This window comes from Azospirillum aestuarii, from assembly GCF_016632405.1.
GTDB classification, from domain to species: Bacteria; Pseudomonadota; Alphaproteobacteria; order Azospirillales; family Azospirillaceae; genus Azospirillum; species Azospirillum aestuarii.
The window spans coordinates 77,567-95,547 of the sequence record NZ_JAEPIV010000017.1 but is presented as its reverse complement, the minus strand read 5'-3'; the positions used below and the strand labels follow the sequence as shown (position 1 = coordinate 95,547).

The window sequence follows — 17,981 nt, the reverse complement described above, 5'->3', positions numbered from 1 at the left end:
CGCACTGCGACGCCGAGCCAACTTGCGTTCAGAGGCCGCCATGCAGCATCATGACCTCCTCTCCAGGACCGTTTCGACCGATCGGGACATAACCCTGGAGGCGCTTCGTGTGTTCACCTACCTGAGCCGGCGGCTCCATTTCGACCGTCCCGTGCCGGTGCTCCAGTCCGAACTGGCTGATGCGCTCGGCATGCAGCGGCCCAACGTCAACCGGGCCATCAAGCTGCTGGAAACCAAGCAGATCCTTCTGCGGGATTCCAAACTGGGGCGTGCGATCACGTTCCGGTTGAACCCGGAACTGGAGGGCGGCCGGGCCTGAAACTGGTCCGGAATGATTTTTGAAACGCGTCACCTTGTCTTCACGAATTCGGCCCTCAAGAAAGCCTTCGGCTGGTACCAGAAGGTGCCGAATCAGACCGATCTTCCGTTGGGCATGATCACCACCGTCGTCCCGAAATCGGACGGGGGCGTGGTGGTCATGGTGCAGCAGGGGGCTGCGAAGGTGCGGGACGTCGCCTTCATGCCCAGCAAGACGCTCGGCATCCTCCTGCTTTTCTGCCGCCGTCAGAAAATCCCGATTCCGCGCGACGCCGACAAGGACATCTTTCCGTCCGACGACGGAATCATGCTGACGATCCGCGGCAGTTGCAGCACGACGGCGCCGCCGCCGTAACCTCGTCGACGGCGGTCAGTCGTTTCCGCAGGCGGTGGGTCGGGCCACGGCCAGGGGAATGTCCGCCTCGGTGAAGCGAAACCCGTGACCGGCGGCGAAATCCACCAAGTCACCCAGGGTCAGCAGACCGCGCGACGCCCGCCGCAGCGCCGCGCGCAGGGCCGGGTCGGCCTCGGTCGCGACCAGGAATCGGATGTAGTCGCCATGACACATGCCCAGACCTCCCGGAATCGGTGCGGCTGTCCCTGGCCTTGGGGAAGGGGAGCGCGGCCAATGCGGCGTTGCGCGCACAAGCAATGGTCCGAAGCAGACAGTCCGAAGTCTTGATATCGCCTATTTGCCTAAAATTGTAGACAAAATGGTGAAGAACGGTGCGGCGTCCTGCCGCACCGTTCTTCATGGTCTGCTCGGACTTGGCGATCACTCGCCCGGCTGCTGCACCGTCTCGGCGGGGCTGGCCCCTGAAGCGATGCTGTCCGGCGTGATGGCCGCCACCGGCTCACCCGGCCCGGAGGCGGCGCGCAGAGCCCGCGCGGCGGCCTTCAGCCCGATGTCGGGGCGGCGGTCGGGCATCAGCTCGAACAGCAGCAGGGAGCGCCCGTTGACCGGAATCTCGTCGCCGGTCTGGGCGGTGGCGACCTCCAACCGGTCGGGCTCCGTGGTGTCCACCAGTGTCAGCCAGCGGCTGCCACCGGCGACCTCCGGCAGCTTGAAGGGCACCACGTCGTGGTAGGCGTTGATGATGAGAAGAAGCGTGGCGTCCGACGCCACCTTCTTGATGCCGGTGGCCTGCGCCCGCCCGTCGAGCAGCATGCCCAGGCAGCGGGCCATGGGGTCCTGCCACTGCTCGGTCGTCTTCTCCTCGCCGGCGGGGGTGATCCAGGTGAGGTCCTTCACCTCAAGGTCGGGGTTGTAGGCGCCGGTGAGGAAGCGTCCGCGGCGCAGCAACGGATGGCTCTGCCGCAGCCCGATCAGGTGGCGGACGAAGTCGGTCAGCGCCCAGCCCTCGTCGCTGACGCCCTCCCAGTCGATCCAGCTGATCTCGTTGTCCTGGCAATAGGCGTTGTTGTTGCCGTTCTGGCTGCGCGCGAACTCGTCGCCGGCCAGGATCATCGGCGTGCCCTGGGACAGCAGCAGCGTGGCCAGCAGGTTGCGCATCTGGCGGAAGCGCAGGGCGTTGATCTCCGGATCGTCGGTCGGACCCTCCGCCCCGTGGTTCCAGGAGATGTTGTGCGAATGGCCGTCGCGGTTGTCCTCGCCGTTCGCGTCGTTGTGCTTGTCGTTGTAGGAGACGAGGTCGTGCAGCGTGAAGCCGTCATGGGCGGTGACGAAGTTGACGCTGGCCCAGGGCTTGCGCCCACGCCGGTTGAACACGTCCGCCGAGGCGGCCATGCGGGTCGCCAACTCGGGCAGCTTGCCCTCGTCGCCCTTCCAATAGGAGCGCACGGTGTCGCGGAACTTGTCGTTCCACTCCGCCCAGCCCGGCGGGAAGCCGCCGACCTGATAGCCGCCGGGGCCGCAGTCCCACGGCTCCGCAATCAGTTTGACGCGCGACAGCACCGGGTCCTGCCGGCAGGCGTCGAGGAAGCCGCCGCTGTGGTCGAAGCCGTAGGTTTCCCGCGCCAGGATGGTGGCGAGGTCGAAGCGGAAGCCGTCCACATGCATCTCGGTCACCCAGTAGCGCAAGGAATCGGTGACCATCTGGAGGACGCGCGAATGCACGAGGTTCAGCGTGTTCCCGGTGCCGGTGTCGTTGATGTAGTAGCGCGGGTCCGGGGCCAGCCGGTAGTAGGAGGCGTTGTCGATGCCCTTGAAGGACAGCGTCGGCCCCATCTCGTTGCCTTCGGCGGTGTGGTTGTAGACGACGTCGAGGATCACCTCGATCCCGGCGTCGTGCAGGCGGGCGACCATCTCCTTGAACTCGTGGATCGCGCCGGTCGCCAGATAGCGCGGGTCGGGCGCGAAGAAGGAGATGCTGTTGTAGCCCCAGTAGTTGCGCAGCCCCTTTTCCAGCAGATGGCGGTCGTCCAGGAAGGCGTGGACCGGCAGAAGCTCCACCGCCGTGACGCCCAGCGAGCGGATGTACTCCACGACCTCCTGCTGGGCGAGGCCGGCGAAGGTGCCGCGGTACTGCGGGGGAACCGCCGGGTGCCGCATGGTGTAGCCGCGCACGTGAGTCTCGTAGAAGATCGACTTTTCCCAGGGGATCGCCGGGTGCCGGTCGTGGCCCCAGGTGAAGGCCGGGTCGATCACCACGCATTTCGGCATGCCGGGCGCGCTGTCGCGCCGGTCGAAGGACAGGTCGCCGCGCGGCGAGCCGACGCGGTAGCCGAAATGCGCGTCCGACCAGCGCAGCGGCCCGACCATGTGCTTGGCGTAGGGGTCGAGCAGCAGCTTGTTCGGATTGAAGCGGTGGCCCGCCTTGGGCTCGTACGGTCCATGCACGCGGTAGCCGTAGACCGTGCCGGGCCGGGCGTCCGGCAGATAGCCGTGCCACACCTCGTCGGTGTATTCGGGCAACTCGATCCGTTCCAGCTCGCGGCGTCCCTCCTGGTCGAACAGGCACAGCTCCACCTTGGTGGCGTTGGCGGAAAACAGCGCGAAGTTGACGCCCAGCCCGTCCCATGTGGCACCGAGGGGGTAGGGAAGACCTTCCCGGATGCGGGACTGGCGGAAAACCTTAGGAGCGAACGGCGGCTTCTTCACGGTTGAACCTCGTGTGGGCGCGTTGCGGCATGAAGCAGCACAGCAACGCGCAGACCGCCCCGGTGATCCCGTCATCGGCGCAATTTCCGATGTTCGGCGAAGCTTCAACTCTTGGCCGAACCATTTCGTGCCACCTCACCCAAAGAGTGGGTCCGGTATGAGCATTGTCATAGTCGTCATGGCGGGTCGCGCCGATAACTATCGCATGCTATCATCGGTTCCAGACAATAAAGGCAAGTAAACTTCTGGGGGGTGTCCGGGAGCTTTTCGGCAAAAGACCAAGGAATCGGGTGAAACGCAGATGTCAATTTTTGCCTTTCCGTGTCACCGCAGTTTTTTCAGCGCCGAAGGCGCGGAAAGATCAATGAAGGGCAGAGCGAACCGTCGTTTTTCTGCAGTTTTTTCGGTCCAGTGACGATTTTCCACCCGGAAATCCGCAAGCATTCGGGTCTGAACCACCCAAATCGGTCATCGCCCCAGGTGCCGGCTTCGCCGGTGCCCGGCGGCATCGTGCATCCGGCGGATCGGCGGCACCGCTCCCGATCCGCCTCACCAAGACGCCCCCGCCCATGATCCGGCTTTCGGTCAACGCCCTGCTCAACTTCCACCCGAAGGCCATCCTGGCGGCCATCGTCCTGGTGATGACGCTGCTCGGCGGTGCGGCCTGGGGGGCGCTGTCGCTGGTCGATTATGTCAGCACGCTCGACCGGGCGGAACGCGGCACCCGGCAGGCCGCGGCCTTTCTGGAGGGGCACGCCGACGCCGTGCTGGATGGCGGCGCCGCCGTCCTGGCGCGGGTTTCCGAACGCCTGGAGGAAGGTGGGCTCGCGGCGCTTCCCGACAGCGCCCTGGGCGAGGCGCTGGCGGCGTCGCGGTTCGGCGCACTGTCCATCCTGGACGCCGAAGGCCGGACGGTGTTCGGCCCCTCCATCCATCCCGACGGCGGCATCGCCAGCCTGTTCCAGGGAGCGGGCGGCGGGCTGGAGCTGTTGCACGGGCAGGTGGACGGGCTGGATTCCATCCTGATGGTCCGCCGCATCCTGGGCCGTGGGGGCGCCCTGGAGGGTGCGGTCCTGCTGGCGCTTCCCTCCTCCAGCCTGCACACGGTCCCCGACGTCTTCAACGACGGGCGGTACAGCGTCGCCGGCCTGTTCCGCCTGGACGGCACGCGGCTGGCCGGCATGGGGGGCGCCGGGATCGGCCGGCTCCCCGCGCTGGAACCGGGGGCGGAGAGCGGCGAGAGGGATTGGACCATTGGCGGGAAGGGCGGCGGAGACGGCGTGGTCATCGGCCTGAAGCGGATGCGCGACTTTCCGGCGGTGGCGGCGGTTGCCCTTCCGCGCGCCGTCGTTCTGGAGCCGTGGAGCAGCCGCCTGCAGCACGGCTTCACGATGGTCGGTGTCAGCGTCGTCGCTCTGTTCGGGCTGGCCGCGCTCGGCTGGGCCAGCCTGCGGCGCGAGGCGGCGGCCCGCGACGCCCTGCGCGACGCCAACGCCCGGCTGGAGCAGCGGGTGGAGGAACGCACCGCCGACCTGCGCTCTCTGAACCAGAGGCTGGTCCGCGCCCTGGCCGAGAAGGAGCGCGCCAATCAGGCCAAGGCCCGTTTCCTGTCGGCGGCCAACCACGACCTGCGCCAACCCTTCCAGGCGCTGCGCCTGTTCCACCATCTGCTGATGGAGCGGCTGAAGGAATCGCGCGAGCGGTCCATCGCCGAGAAGATGGGCGAGGCGCTGGACAGCGGTGAAAAGCTGCTGCACGCGCTGCTGGAGGTCGCCACGCTCGACGCCGGGGTGGTCCGCCCGAACATCGCCGAGGTCTCCATCGCCACCGTCCTGGACGGCGTAGCGGCGGAGTTCCGGGGGCTGGCGGCGGACAAGCGGCTGGATTTGCGGGTTCGGGCGTGCGACGCCATGGTGCGCACCGACGCCACGCTGCTGACCCGGATGCTGGGCGACCTGCTGCGCAACGCCATCGCCTACACGCCGGCGGGCGGGGTGGTGGTCGGCTGCCGACGGCGTGGCCAATGGCTGCGCATCGAGGTGTGGGACACCGGCCCCGGCATCGCGGCGGAGCATCTGGACGCAATCTTCGAAGACTTCGTCCAGTTGGGCAACCCGGAGCGCGACCGCCGCCGCGGCCTGGGGCTGGGATTGCCCAAGGTGCGCCGCAAGGCCGCTCTGCTGGGCCACGCGGTGGAGGTCCGCTCGCGTCCGGGCCAGGGATCGGTCTTCTCCGTCATGGTCCCGCTGGCGGCCAGCGAATCGCGGATGGACGCGGCCGCCCCGGCCCCCGCCGGCCGGGCGGAGGACTTTGCGGCCCGCCTGATCCTGATCGTCGAGGACGACCCGGTGCAGAGCGCCGGAATGCAGCTCCTGCTGGAAAGCTGGGGGCACGACGTGCTGGTGGCGGCGGACGGGCCGGCGGCGTTGGCGACCTTGCGCGCGGCCCCGCGCTGTCCGGACGTGATTCTGTCGGACTTCCGCCTGCCGGGTCCGCTGACCGGGGCCGAGACGGTCACCCGCGCGGCGGAGCAGGAAGGACGGCCCATTCCCGGCATCATCCTGACCGGCGACACCGGCCCCGAACGCATCCGCGAGGCGGTGGCCGCCGGCTGTCGCCTGCTGCACAAACCCGTCACCCCCGATGTGCTGCGCGACGCGCTGAACGCGCTGGGGGCGGAGCGCGTGCCGGTGCGGCAAAGCCAACCGTCTGCGGCGTGAAGGCCGGACGGCGCTTTTCCTGCCAGGAAAAACATCCCATTGTGGGCTGCATTAATCATTCGTGAAGGCCGCGAAGGATACTCTGAAACCGTGATCGGAGGCGAACACGGCCATGCAGCAGCGTCCTCTCACCCGTCTGGATCAGGTCCAACTCGACGCGGTGGTGCGCCGGCACGAGATGTTCCGGAACGCCCGCATCGGCGGGGCGCGGGCGACGCTGTCCTTTTTCGACCTGAACGGGCTGGACCTGACCGGGCGTGACCTTGCACACGCCGACTTCGTCGGGGCCAGCCTGCGCGGCGCCAATCTGGCCGGGGCGCGGCTGGACTGCGCGTCGATGTTCGCTACCGACCTGCGGTTGGCCAACCTGGAGAACGCGAGCCTCATCAAGGCGGACCTGCGCGGCGCCTGCCTGCGCGGGGCCATCCTGATCGGGGCCAACCTGTTCGAGGCCGACCTGCGCGACGGCTCGCTGGCGGAAAAGGACCGCGACGGCAGCCTGCGCGTCATCCGGGTGGAGGGCCAGCCGACGGAAGCGTCGGGGGCCGACCTGTCCGGCGCCAACCTGACCAACGCCCGGCTGTCCGGGGCCATGGCGATCCACACCGACTTCACCGACGCGCTGATGCGCGGGTGCAAGCTGGTGCGTGCGACCATGCGCGGAGCCAACTTCACCGGCTCGAACCTGGAAGGGGCGGACCTGTCGGGGGCGGATCTGCGCGGCGCCTGCCTGCGCGGCGCGGTGCTGACCGGCGCCACCATGGTCATGACGGAACTGGCCGACGCCGACATGGAGGACGCCCTGACCGACGATCCGGTGGGCCGCGTCGTCGCCGAACTCGGGCGCCCGCTGGACGAGCTGCTGCACGAGCACATCCGCTGGGTCGGGTCCAGCGGGGCGGAGGGAACGGCGCTCGACCTCTCGGGCTTCGACCTGCGGCACGCCCCGTCGCTGGCCCACACCTGCCTGACCATGCTGCGGGCGGTCGGGGCGACCCTGTACGGGCTGGACCTGACCAGCGTGCAGCTTCAGGCCGCGGTGCTGGAGAAGGGCGACCTGCGCCTCGCCAAACTGATCAACGGCGACCTGCGCGGCGTGAATCTGCGCCTTGCCAAGCTGAACAACGCCGACCTGCGCAAGGCCAACCTGCGCCCGCTCTATTTCGACGAGAGGCGGTCGATGGCTTCCGACCTGTCGGGTGCGCGGCTGCGCTACGCCGACCTGCGCGGCGCCTGCCTGCGCGAGGTGAATTTCGCGGGCGCCGATCTGTCCTTCGCCAACCTGTCCGGCTGCGACCTGACGAACACGGACCTGACCAACGCCCGCATGTTCGGGGCGAAGGTGGACCTGCGCTCGCTGTCCGACGGGGCGATTCTCGACGGTGTGGCGGGGCTCAAGCTGTAGTTCCAATCTGCGGCAAAGTTCCTGTGGGAGCGTGTCGCAGCCGAGCCACGACACCGCCTGCCCTCAGCCAGACGGACCCTGACGGGTATTCGGCACAATTACTCTATTGGCTGTTACTTGAATTATTGACTGCCATTATGGCCTCCAGTTCGTCTTTGAAAGGAACTAATGGCTGGTACAGCTGAACATATGCACGTCCGATCGCTCCAGTAAATAGATGCAGCTTGGGGCGGTTGTCGCCACAAGATAGTATTAATTCTTTTGCAATCCCTGGATAGGGGTCGATATAATAGATATTGGATATTCCAAGCTGGTAAGCTTTCTTTGAGCAGAGCTCGCAAGGGCTGGCCGTGGAAAATAGAACTCCGCCTTTTATGTTCTGTCCACCATATTTTGCTATCTGCATAAATGCGTTTTCCTCAGCGTGGAGGGCGCGAGTAAACACTTGGTTTTTCTCTCCTGTTGCCTTGTTGTAGAGAGATTTAAAGCAATAGGATAGGGGGCGCCCTTCAATTGAGTGCCCGTGGCCAATAAATCCTGTTAACTTATTGAATTCAGTCTTGAACTCTTCGTTAGAAGAGTTTCTTTCAAAATCACTAAAAGCATTAGCATCACTTCTATCCTTTAAGCGCATTACATTTCGTAAGTTACATGGCACTTGCCCCTCTGCAGTGCTATTCCAGCCGATAGCTCTAATTGAAAAATTCTCGTCAGTGACAACAGCGCCGACTTGGCGCGAAATGCAGCCAGAACTTAACTTTGCTGTGATTGCAACTTGCATGCAACGCTCAACCCGGTTTGGAGAAATTAACCCCGGATGTTGTATAAGTGATACATATTTAACAATTGAGATGGATAAAGGCTCGCATGTCCCATCCACCCCTGAATCAGGGTTCTCGGCAATAATGTCCGCTTGCTCTAGGCATTTCCCGATATGTTGAGATACAAGTATATTGTATCCTTTAAGGTTGTCTTTTTCCGGATACTCCTTCTCCGAAATTTTCTTGATATTTTCATCTGTATAGTTCATTGCATGCAATCGCCTTTTGCGGCATGCCTCGTCTGTTGTTATCGCAAAAAGATAAAATGCTGAGTACCTTCCTCGAAAGAACTCTACCTCGAATGGATTCCTGATGGCATCTATGACAAAGTAGCCCGGCCTCTTCTCTATTTCAGAATACCGTCTTCCTAACTTAATTAGGTTATTTAAGAACTCTGGAAGTGTATAAATTTGGTTGTGGTCAGCGCGTTGAACCCCTGCGACACCTGACGTCCTGATATCGTCTCCGATCGATTGCATTACATCTGTGTAAACAGAAGCACCGCTTAAGCTGATTTCTTCCTTGAAATCTTGAGTGAGCTTCGGAAGCTCAATATAATAGAAATTATAGGCGCGCCTTATCTCGTCAATATCCTCGTTGTCTCTTGATTTGTATCTTTCAATTTTATGTTTCTCTAATTTTTCTTTAACACTGCCAACAATGCCAAGCAGTTTAGCAAAATCACTGGAATCACATTTTTTCTCGACAATTCCCCTAAATTCGCCCTCGGAAACCATACAAAGATGAGCAAATATTATACTGCTAACATTAATAACAGTGAATGGCTGCCAGTGCTTGGTTGCCCATTCGCGTATAATGCCGTATTTCCTACCCTCATTGTCCTTCATGGGGCAGGTGATGGGGGGCAGTGAAATGGAAGAAAATTCACTTGCTAATATTTTGGCTGCTGTGCTGCAACCGCTTCCTGTTCTTCCGGTTAGTCCGATAACTATAAAAGAATCTCTCTGATTAAAGAGTTTATCAACTCCGCCGCGTAATTCTTGATTGACACTTTCTGGGGTTGCCATTGAAAGCTCCTTAACTTTGAATCAAACATTCACCAATCCATAGGAAGCCAGTTGAGCGGTCAAGCCCATTTTTGAATTAAAATTCTGTGAATGCGCTAATCGCCTGTACTTTCAGAAAAAGCTGTCACATTTATTTGCATACAAAGAAGAGGGGTCTCTCACCAATACGTGAGAGACCCCTTGGCATTCACCAAGCCGGAACCACGGCACCCTTGAAGCGGTCGAGGATGAACTGCTTCACCTCGTCGCTCTGGTAGACCTTCACCAGCGTGGCGACCCACGGCTTGTCCTGGTCGACCTTGCGGACGGCGATGACGTTGGCGTAGGGGCTCTCACTGGCCTCGCGGGCGATGGCGTCCTTGTTCGGGTCCAGGCCGGATTCCATGGCGAAGTTGGTGTTGATGACCGCCACGGTCACGTCGTCCAGCGAACGCGGAAGCTGGGCGGCGTCCAGTTCCAGTATCTGCAGCTTCTTCGGGTTTTCGGAGATGTCGAGCGGCGACGCCTTCAGGCCGGCGCTCTCCTTCACCTTCAGCAGCCCCTTGGCCTGGAGCAGCAGCAGGGCGCGGCCGCCGTTGGTCGGGTCGTTCGGGATGGAGACCTTGGCGCCGTCGGGCAACTCGTCCAGGCTCTTCACCTTCTTCGAGTAGACGCCCATTGGGAAGATTACCGTCTTGGCGACGCTGACCAGCTCATAGCCGCGGTCCTTCACCTGGTTGTCCAGGTAGGGCTGGTGCTGGAAGGAGTTGGCGTTCAGGTCGCCCTGCGACAGCGCCTGGTTCGGGATGACGTAGTCGGAGAACTCCAGCACCGTCAGGTCGAGGCCCTCCTTGGCGGCCAGCGGCTTGACCTTCTCCAGGATCTGGCCGTGCGGGCCGGGGGTGACGCCGATCTTCAGGGCTTCGGCCGACGCGCCGACGGCGGTCGCCAGGGTCGCGATGCCGGCCACCAGACCAAAGGCCGCGCCGAGCACACGGGTACGGAACATCTCCAACTCCTCAGGACTTCAGGTTGCGTTTGTTGACGCGGCGGGCGATCCAGTCGCCCGTCGATTGAACGATCTGCACCAGCACGATCAGTACGATGACCACCGCCAGCATCACCTCCGGCAGGAAGCGCTGGTAGCCGTAGCGGATGCCGAGGTCGCCCAGGCCGCCGCCGCCGACGGCGCCGACCATGGCCGAATAGCCGATCAGGCTGACCACCGACAGCGTCAGGCCCAGCGCGATGGCGGGCATCGCCTCCGGCAGCAGGACCTTGCGGATGATCTGGAAGGGCGTGGCGCCCATGGACTGCGCCGCCTCGATCAGGCCGCGGTCGACCTCGCGCACCGCACCCTCGACGATGCGGGCGATGAAGGGCACGGCGGCGACCGTCAGCGGCACGATGGCCGCGGCGGTGCCGATGGAGGTGCCGGCGATCAGCCGGGTGAAGGGGATGATCGCCACCACCAGGATGATGAAGGGGGTGGAGCGCGTCATGTTCACCAGCACGCCGGCGACCCGGTTGAAGGCAAGGTTCTGCAGCAGCTCCCCCCGGCCGGTAACGGCCAGGAGCACGCCCAGCGGAAGGCCCAGCGCCGTGCCCAGAAGGCCCGACACCGCCACCATGTAGAGCGTGTCGAGAAGCGCCTTAAACAGCAGCGCGTAGATTTCCGGGGACAGCATGACCGAGCACCTCGACACCGAGCTTGTTGACGTTCAGGAGGCTGATGGCCGCCTCGATGGACTGCGGGTTGCCGATGGCCTCCACCACCAGCGTTCCGAAGGGCGCGCCCTGGATCTCGTCGATCTGGCCGTGCCAGATGTTCAGGTCCAGGTTCAGCTTGCGGCTGATCGCGCTGATCACCGGAGAGGTCGCGCGCTCGCCGGTGAAGGTGATGCGCAGCACCATGTTCGACCCCGGCACCGGTGTGGCCGACAGGCGGGCGCGCAGACTGTCCGGGATGCCGCGGTTGATCACCGGATCGACGAAGGTCTTCGTCGTCTCGTGCTTGGGGTGCGCGAAGATGTCGAAGACCGGCCCCTGCTCGATGATCCGCCCGTTCTCCATCACCGCCACCTTGTGGCAGATCTCCTTGATGACGGCGATCTCGTGGGTGATCAGGACGATGGTCAGCCCCAGCCGCTTGTTGATGTCGGCCAGCAGATGGAGAATCTGGGTCGTCGTTTCCGGATCGAGGGCGGAGGTCGCCTCGTCCGACAGCAGCACCTTGGGCTTGCTGGCCAGCGCGCGGGCGATGCCGACACGCTGCTTCTGCCCGCCCGACAGCTCCGCCGGGTAGCGGTCGCGCTTGTCGGTGAGGCCGACGAGGTCGAGCAGCGGCTCCACCGTCGCGCGGATCTGCGCCTTCGCCACCCCGGCCAGTTCCAGCGGCAGGGCGACGTTGTCGAACACCGTGCGCGAGGACAGCAGGTTGAAGTGCTGGAAGATCATGCCGATGCTGTGCCGCGCCTCGCGCAGCGCGCGGGCCGACAGGGCGGTGACGTCCACCCCGTCCACCAGCACCCGGCCCGACGTCGGCTTCTCCAGCAGGTTCACGGTGCGCAGCAGCGTGGATTTGCCGGCGCCCGAGCGCCCGATGATGCCGTAGATCTCGCCGCGGCCGATGGTCAGGTCGATGTCGGCGAGCGCCTGGACCGGCTGCCCGGTGCCGCGGGACGGATAGGTTTTCTGAAGCTGTTCGAAGGTTATCATACGCTCTTGGCCTCCCGACGCGCGCCCAGATCGCGGGCGGCGTCGCGCAGGACGGTCTTCTGGATTTTACCGGTCGATGTCTTCGGCAGATCGCTGAACACGACGGTGCGGGGCACCTTGTAGTGCGCAATGCGGTCGCGGCACCATTGAATTATGTCGGACTCAGAGGGGCGCGCCGCGCCGGGCTTCACCGTGACGAAGGCGCAGGGGCTCTCGCCCCAACGGTCGTCGGGGCGGGCGACCACGGCGGCCTCCAGAACGGCGGGGTGCCGGTACAACGCTTCCTCCACCTCCAGGGACGAGATGTTCTCGCCGCCGGATATGATGATGTCCTTGCTGCGGTCCTTCACCTCGATATAGCCGTCGGGGTGCAGCACGCCCAGATCCCCGGTGCGGAACCAGCCGTCCTTCAACGCCTCCTTCGTCGCCGCGGGGTTCTTCAGATAGCCCTTCATCACCGTGTTGCCGCGCAGCGCGATCTCGCCGATGGTCTGGGCGTCGGCGGGGACCGGCTGGCCTGTCTCGCGGTCGAGCACGGTGGCGTCCTCCACCGCGACGTGGTTCACCCCCTGCCGCGCGAACTGCAGGGCCAGCCCGTCGGCGTCGAGATCCTCCCAGCCGTCCTGCGGGGCGCAGACGGTGGCCGGGCCGTAGCATTCGGTCAGCCCGTACATGTGCACCATTTCGAAGCCCAGCGCCGCCATGCCGGCCAGAACCGCGGAGGGCGGAGCGGCTCCGCCGGTCCCCACGATCACCGGGCGGGGGGCGAGCCGCCGCACCGTCGCCGGGGCGTGGATCAGCATGTTCAGTACGATCGGCGCGCCGCACAGATGGGTGACGCCCAGCTCCGCGATGGCGTCGAAGATCGCCGCCGGCTCCACCCGGCGCAGGCAGACATGGGTGCCGCCCGCGGCGGTGACCGCCCAGCTGTAGGTCCAGCCGTTGCAGTGGAACATCGGCAGCGTCCACAGGAAGACGCTGTCGGGCCGGACGTTCAGGGTGAAGGCGTTGCCCAGCGCGTTCAGATAGGCGCCGCGGTGGTGGTAGACGACGCCCTTGGGGTTGCCTGTGGTGCCGCTGGTGTAGTTCAGCGCGATGGCCTGCCACTCGTCGTCCGGCCCGCGCCAGGGGGCGGGGTCGGCGGCGGCGAGGAAATCCTCATACTCCACGGCACCCAGCGACGGCGCGTCGGGCGCCAGATCGTCGGCGACCTCCACCACCGTGATGGGGCGCTCCGTCCGGGCGAGCGCCGCCTTGGCGACCGGAGACAGCTCGCGGTCGACGATTAGCAGTTTCGTCTCGCTGTGATCCAGGATGAAGGCGACGGCGGCGGCGTCCAGCCGGGTGTTCAGCGCGTTCAGGACCGCGCCGGCCAGCGGCACCGCGTAATGCGCCTCCAGCAGCGCCGGGACGTTGGGCGCCAGCACCGACACCGTGTCGCCGCGCCTCACCCCGGCCCGCAGCAGCGCCCCGGCGAAGCGTCGCACCCGGTCCAGGAACTGGGCGTAGGTGATGGTCCGGCGGCCGTGGCGGATGGCCGGCTTGTCCGGATAGACCTTCGCCGCGCGCTTCAGGAAGCTGAGCGGGCTGAGCGGGACGTGGTTCGCGGGGTCGGGGGCGAGGTCGCGGTCGAAGATCGAGGCGGTGCGGCTGAACGGGCCGGTCATGACTAACTTCCTGGAAAGAATCGCTTTCGAGATCCCCTCTCCCCTTAGGGGAGAGGGTTAGGGTGAGGGGGTTGCGCGTTTTGGTACGTCCGGCAAAAGCGCAACCCCCTCACCGCCCGCTTCGCGGGCACCCTTTCCCCTGAGGGGAGAGGGCTATGACAACCGGAGGCAATCACCAGGTCGGGATGATGGTGCCGTTGAAGCGCGTGTTGATGAAGTCCCGCACCTCGGCGGAGCGATACAACTCGATGAAGCGCTTGATCGCCGGGTCCTCGGCGCGATCCTTGCGGACGGCCCAGACGAGGTGCCATTTCGACTGGTCGTCCTCCAGAACCAGGGCGGTCTTCGGGCTCAACCCGGCCAGGACCGCGTAGTTCAGCGTGATGACCGAGGCGTCAACGTCGTCCAGCGAGCGCGGAAGCTGGGCCGCGTCCAACTCCACCAGCTTGATCTTTTTCGGGTTGGACGCGATGTCGGCGATGGAGGTGTTCAGGCCCGCCCCGTCCTTCAGCCCGATCACCCCGGCCTTGGCCAGCAGGAACAGCGCGCGGGCCCCGTTGGTCGGGTCGTTGGGGATGGAGACGCTGGCCCCTTCCTTCAGGTCGGCCAGCGACGACACCTTCTTCGCGTAGATGCCCATGGGCACGACGATGCTCTTGGCGACCGGCACGATGTCGTAGCCGCGCTGCTTGATCTGGTTGTCCAGGAAGGGCTGGTGCTGGAAGTTGTTGGCGTCGATGTCGCCGGACTGGAGGGCGGCGTTGGGCATGTTCCAGTCGGTGAACTCGATCACCTCCGCCTTCAGGCCCTCCTTGGCGGCGATCTTCGCCGTGTATTCCAGGATCTCGCCGTAGGGGCCGGCGGACACGCCGAGCTTCAGGGCCGCGGCGCCGGCGCCGGTGGAGACGGTGAGAAGGGCGGCGGTGACAAGGGACGTCAGAAAGGCTTTCACGGAACGGGTCCTTTGTGCGCGGTGTGGAATGGCTTGGTCGGGCGATGGCGGTGTGTGAAATGCGCGCGCGCGGTCAGCGCCGCCGCACGCCGGAGCGCCGGGCTGCCAACTGCTTGGCGGCGCGCTCGGCCTGTCCGACGTTGCGGAAGGTCTTGCGGTCCAGGTCCTTGAAGGACCAGTCGGACACGAAGAAGGTGAAGCCGCCCTGACCGGCGACGACGATGCCGGCGGACCGGCCCTGGACTTCGATGGCGTAGGCGTTGGAGGTGCTCATGACGGCGTTCTCCCTCGGCCCGCGGCGCTGCGGCGCGCGGGACTCATGCGGATCGGATGCTGGACTGGTTGGCTTGGCGCGCTGGGGTCAGCGGCGACACGAGGCGTTGCGCATTCGGCAACGCATGCCCATCGCGGTGCCGGTCCGATCGGCGGGGGAGAGGAGGGTCATCATGGTCATTCCGGTCACTCCTGTCAGAGTTCCACGACCGGTATCGTGGCGCTTTAGCGTTTGGTGACGCGGCGCAAGCTGGCGATCAAATTGCCGCGGGGCGCCCCCCTTGGGCGTCCGGGGATTTATCTACAATGTCGATGGGCATTCGGTCAAGGTGGAAAATGAGAAGAAAAGTGTGAAAATGCAAATAGAGCAATTTTATACTGTTAAATATGCCCGCAGACGAAGCGCGGACGGCGATCATCGCCAACAAGGCCGCCCTGCACCGCACTAAGCCTCCTAAGACCGTGACGGCGGCGCGGAATGTGGTATATCCGGGCAGCGGTTCAGCCCGAGGAGAGTTCTTTGCCCGCCGATACCCGTGCTCTTGGCGCGCCGGCGCCCAGCACGCCGGCCGATGCGTCGTCGAACGTGTCGGCCATTCAGCCGCTGGTTCTGGCCCTGCCCAAGGGACGCATCCTGAAGGAGCTGCGCCCATTGCTCGCCCACGCCGGCATCGAGCCGGAAGCGGCGTTCGACGACGCGGACAGCCGGCTCCTGCGCTTTGCGACCAACATCCCGAATCTCAGCATCATCCGTGTCCGGTCCTTCGACGTGGCGACCTTCGTCGCCTTCGGCGCCGCCCATCTGGGCGTGGCCGGCAACGACGTGCTGATGGAATTCGACTATCCGGAGATCTACGCGCCGCTCGACCTCGGCATCGGAAAGTGCCGCCTGTCGGTCGCCGAACCGGTCGAACTGGGGGAGAGCGACGATCCGTCGCGTTGGAGCCACGTGCGCGTCGCGACCAAATACCCGGAGGTCACCAGGAAGCACTTCGCGGCGCGCGGGGTGCAGGCGGAGTGCGTGAAGCTGAACGGCGCGATGGAGCTTGCCCCCACCCTCGGTCTCTGCCGCCGGATCGTCGATCTGGTGTCCACCGGCTCGACGCTGAAGGCGAACGGGCTCGTGGAGATCGAGCACATCGCCGACGTCACCTCCCGCCTGATCGTCAACCGCGCCGCCTTCAAGACGCGGCCCGAGGAAATCTCCGGCTGGATCGAACGCTTCCGGGAGGCTGTGAATGCCCGTCAGGCTTGATGCCCAGGACCCCCGCTTCGCCGAAGGGTTTGAGGGGCTTCTGCACGCCAAGCGCGAGACCAGCGAGGATGTGCAGTCCCTGGTCGCCGGCGTCATCGACGCGGTGCGCAAGCGCGGCGACGCGGCGCTGATCGACTACACCGCCCGTTGGGACCGCCAGACGTTGACCCCCGCGACCCTGCGCATCTCCCAGGAGGAGGTGGACGCGGCGGTCGGGCAGTGCGGCGACGACCTGCTGCGCGCGCTCGACACCGCGGCGGAGCGCATCGAGAGCTTCCACCGGCTCCAGGTGCCGGAGACGACCGACTACCGCGACGCCCAGGGCGTGCGGCTGGGCGCCCGCTGGACGGCGGTCGGGGCCGCCGGCCTCTATGTGCCGGGCGGCACGGCGTCCTACCCCAGCTCCGTCCTGATGAACGCGCTGCCGGCCAGGGTCGCCGGGGTGGAGCGCATCGTCATGGTGGTGCCGACTCCGGACGGGGCGATCAACCCGCTGGTGCTGGCCGCCGCCAAGCGCTGCGGCATCACCGAGATCTACCGCATCGGCGGCGCCCAGGCCGTGGCCGCGCTGGCCTACGGCACGGAGACCATCGCCCCGGTGGACAAGATCGTCGGCCCCGGCAACGCCTTCGTCGCCGCCGCCAAGCGGCTGGTCTACGGCACGGTGGGCATCGACAGCATCGCCGGCCCGTCGGAGATCCTGGTGGTCGCCGACAACCGGAACGACCCGGCCTGGATCGCCATGGACCTGCTGTCCCAGGCGGAGCACGACACGTCTGCCCAGTCGATCCTGATCACCGACGACCCGGCCTTTGCCGACGCGGTGGCGGCGGCGGTGGACAAGCATCTGGAGACGCTGCCGCGCGCCGCCATCGCCGGGGAAAGCTGGCGGGAGCACGGCGCGATCATCGTGGTGCGCGACCTGCTGGCCGAGTCGCCGGCCCTGATCGACCGGCTGGCGCCGGAGCATCTGGAACTGGCGGTGGAGGACCCCGACGCGCTGGCGGCAAAGGTGCGCAACGCCGGGGCCATCTTCCTCGGCCGCTACACGCCGGAGGCCATCGGCGATTACGTCGCCGGGCCGAACCACGTCCTGCCGACGGCGCGCTCCGCGCGTTTCTCGTCCGGCCTGAACGTGCTGGATTTCATGAAGCGGACGACCTTCGTCGCCTGCGACGCGGACAGCGTGGCGGCGATCGGTCCGGCGGCGGTGACGCTGGCCCGCTCGGAAGGTCTGGACGCGCACGCGCTGTCGGTGGCGCTGCGCCTGCCGGGGGGAGGTCAGGGGTGAGCACGAAGGGCAACCGCCGCATCGTCCACGTGACGCTCGATGAGAAGACCGTGATCCGGCGCAAGCCGGAGGTCGAGCACGAGCGCGCGGTTGCCATCTTCGACCTGCTCGAAGACAACGAGTTCTTCCCCTGCGACCACGCCGATTGCGGCCCCTACCACCTGCATCTGTCGATCGAGGACAACCGGCTGGTCTTCGACGTGCGGCGCGACGACGACAGCGCGCTGGACAAGATCACCCTGCCGGTGACCGGCTTCCGGTCGATCGTCCGGGACTATTTCCTGATCTGCGAAAGCTACTACCAGGCGATCAAGCGCTCTTCGCCCTCGCAGATCGAGGCGATCGACATGGGGCGCCGCGGCCTGCACAACGAAGGATCGGAGATGCTGCGCGAACGGCTGGCCGGCAAGGTCGAAATGGATCTCCAGACGGCGCGTCGGCTGTTCACGCTGATCTGCGTCCTCCACATCCGCGGCTGACGGGGTCGGGCGGC

General features: G+C 65.2%; 16 protein-coding genes. 7 read left to right on the top strand and 9 right to left on the bottom strand.

What is annotated here, in order from left to right:
* The first annotated feature begins 40 nt into the window (after nt 1-40).
* On the top strand, nt 41-319 hold the full coding sequence (locus JJL56_RS23330; RefSeq protein ID WP_236778250.1) for a MarR family transcriptional regulator: 279 nt from the start codon (nt 41-43) through the stop codon (nt 317-319).
* Between the two features lie 12 nt (nt 320-331).
* Complete coding sequence (locus JJL56_RS23325; RefSeq protein ID WP_145628327.1) at nt 332-673, top strand: hypothetical protein; 342 nt, start codon at nt 332-334, stop codon at nt 671-673.
* Nucleotides 674-688: 15 nt separating this feature from the next.
* Here the strand turns inward: JJL56_RS23325 and JJL56_RS23320 are convergent, their stop codons facing one another.
* Both JJL56_RS23320 and glgX read right to left on the bottom strand, forming a co-directional pair.
* On the bottom strand, nt 689-886 hold the full coding sequence (locus JJL56_RS23320) for a Nif11-like leader peptide family natural product precursor (RefSeq protein ID WP_145628330.1): 198 nt from the start codon (nt 884-886) through the stop codon (nt 689-691).
* 207 nt (nt 887-1,093) lie between these two features.
* Nucleotides 1,094-3,379, bottom strand: coding sequence for a glycogen debranching protein GlgX (gene glgX, locus JJL56_RS23315; protein ID WP_145628332.1), 2,286 nt, complete (start codon nt 3,377-3,379; stop codon nt 1,094-1,096).
* Between the two features lie 569 nt (nt 3,380-3,948).
* Between glgX and JJL56_RS23310 the strand changes: the two genes are divergently transcribed.
* Together JJL56_RS23310 and JJL56_RS23305 are read left to right on the top strand one after the other, a co-directional pair.
* Nucleotides 3,949-6,099, top strand: a complete 2,151-nt coding sequence (locus JJL56_RS23310) for a hybrid sensor histidine kinase/response regulator (protein WP_145628334.1) — start codon at nt 3,949-3,951, stop codon at nt 6,097-6,099.
* 112 nt (nt 6,100-6,211) lie between these two features.
* The gene (locus JJL56_RS23305) at nt 6,212-7,504 is read left to right on the top strand and encodes a pentapeptide repeat-containing protein (protein WP_145628336.1); all 1,293 of its coding nucleotides are present in this window, start codon (nt 6,212-6,214) and stop codon (nt 7,502-7,504) included.
* Nucleotides 7,505-7,607: 103 nt separating this feature from the next.
* Here the strand turns inward: JJL56_RS23305 and JJL56_RS23300 are convergent, their stop codons facing one another.
* The 7 genes from JJL56_RS23300 to JJL56_RS23270 form a co-directional block, all read right to left on the bottom strand.
* Nucleotides 7,608-9,353 (bottom strand): hypothetical protein, encoded by a 1,746-nt coding sequence (locus JJL56_RS23300; protein ID WP_200486486.1) that lies wholly within the window; start codon nt 9,351-9,353, stop codon nt 7,608-7,610.
* Between the two features lie 187 nt (nt 9,354-9,540).
* On the bottom strand, nt 9,541-10,341 hold the full coding sequence (locus JJL56_RS23295; RefSeq protein WP_051140568.1) for a MetQ/NlpA family ABC transporter substrate-binding protein: 801 nt from the start codon (nt 10,339-10,341) through the stop codon (nt 9,541-9,543).
* A gap of 10 nt (nt 10,342-10,351) precedes the next feature.
* Nucleotides 10,352-11,020, bottom strand: a complete 669-nt coding sequence (locus JJL56_RS23290; protein WP_104675398.1) for a methionine ABC transporter permease — start codon at nt 11,018-11,020, stop codon at nt 10,352-10,354.
* The gene (locus JJL56_RS23285; RefSeq protein WP_145628341.1) at nt 10,986-12,050 is read right to left on the bottom strand and encodes a methionine ABC transporter ATP-binding protein; all 1,065 of its coding nucleotides are present in this window, start codon (nt 12,048-12,050) and stop codon (nt 10,986-10,988) included. Before JJL56_RS23285 ends, JJL56_RS23290 begins: the two co-directional genes overlap by 35 nt.
* Nucleotides 12,047-13,717: an acyl-CoA synthetase gene (locus JJL56_RS23280; RefSeq protein WP_200486485.1), complete on the bottom strand. Its 1,671-nt coding sequence runs from the start codon at nt 13,715-13,717 to the stop codon at nt 12,047-12,049. Before JJL56_RS23280 ends, JJL56_RS23285 begins: the two co-directional genes overlap by 4 nt.
* Nucleotides 13,718-13,889: 172 nt before the next feature.
* Nucleotides 13,890-14,669 (bottom strand): MetQ/NlpA family ABC transporter substrate-binding protein, encoded by a 780-nt coding sequence (locus JJL56_RS23275; protein WP_145628345.1) that lies wholly within the window; start codon nt 14,667-14,669, stop codon nt 13,890-13,892.
* Between the two features lie 73 nt (nt 14,670-14,742).
* Nucleotides 14,743-14,943, bottom strand: coding sequence for a hypothetical protein (locus JJL56_RS23270; RefSeq protein WP_014198188.1), 201 nt, complete (start codon nt 14,941-14,943; stop codon nt 14,743-14,745).
* 585 nt (nt 14,944-15,528) lie between these two features.
* Between JJL56_RS23270 and hisG the strand changes: the two genes are divergently transcribed.
* From hisG to JJL56_RS33280, 3 genes are read left to right on the top strand one after another with little or no spacing between them, the layout of a single operon-like run.
* On the top strand, nt 15,529-16,197 hold the full coding sequence (hisG, locus tag JJL56_RS23265) for an ATP phosphoribosyltransferase (RefSeq protein ID WP_200486499.1): 669 nt from the start codon (nt 15,529-15,531) through the stop codon (nt 16,195-16,197).
* Nucleotides 16,181-17,488, top strand: a complete 1,308-nt coding sequence (hisD, locus tag JJL56_RS23260; RefSeq protein ID WP_200486484.1) for a histidinol dehydrogenase — start codon at nt 16,181-16,183, stop codon at nt 17,486-17,488. Before hisG ends, hisD begins: the two co-directional genes overlap by 17 nt.
* Entirely contained in the window at nt 17,485-17,967 is a 483-nt protein-coding gene (locus JJL56_RS33280; protein WP_145628351.1) for a UPF0262 family protein, read from the top strand. The genes hisD and JJL56_RS33280 overlap by 4 nt, the downstream gene beginning before the upstream one ends.
* Nucleotides 17,968-17,981: the final 14 nt, after the last annotated feature.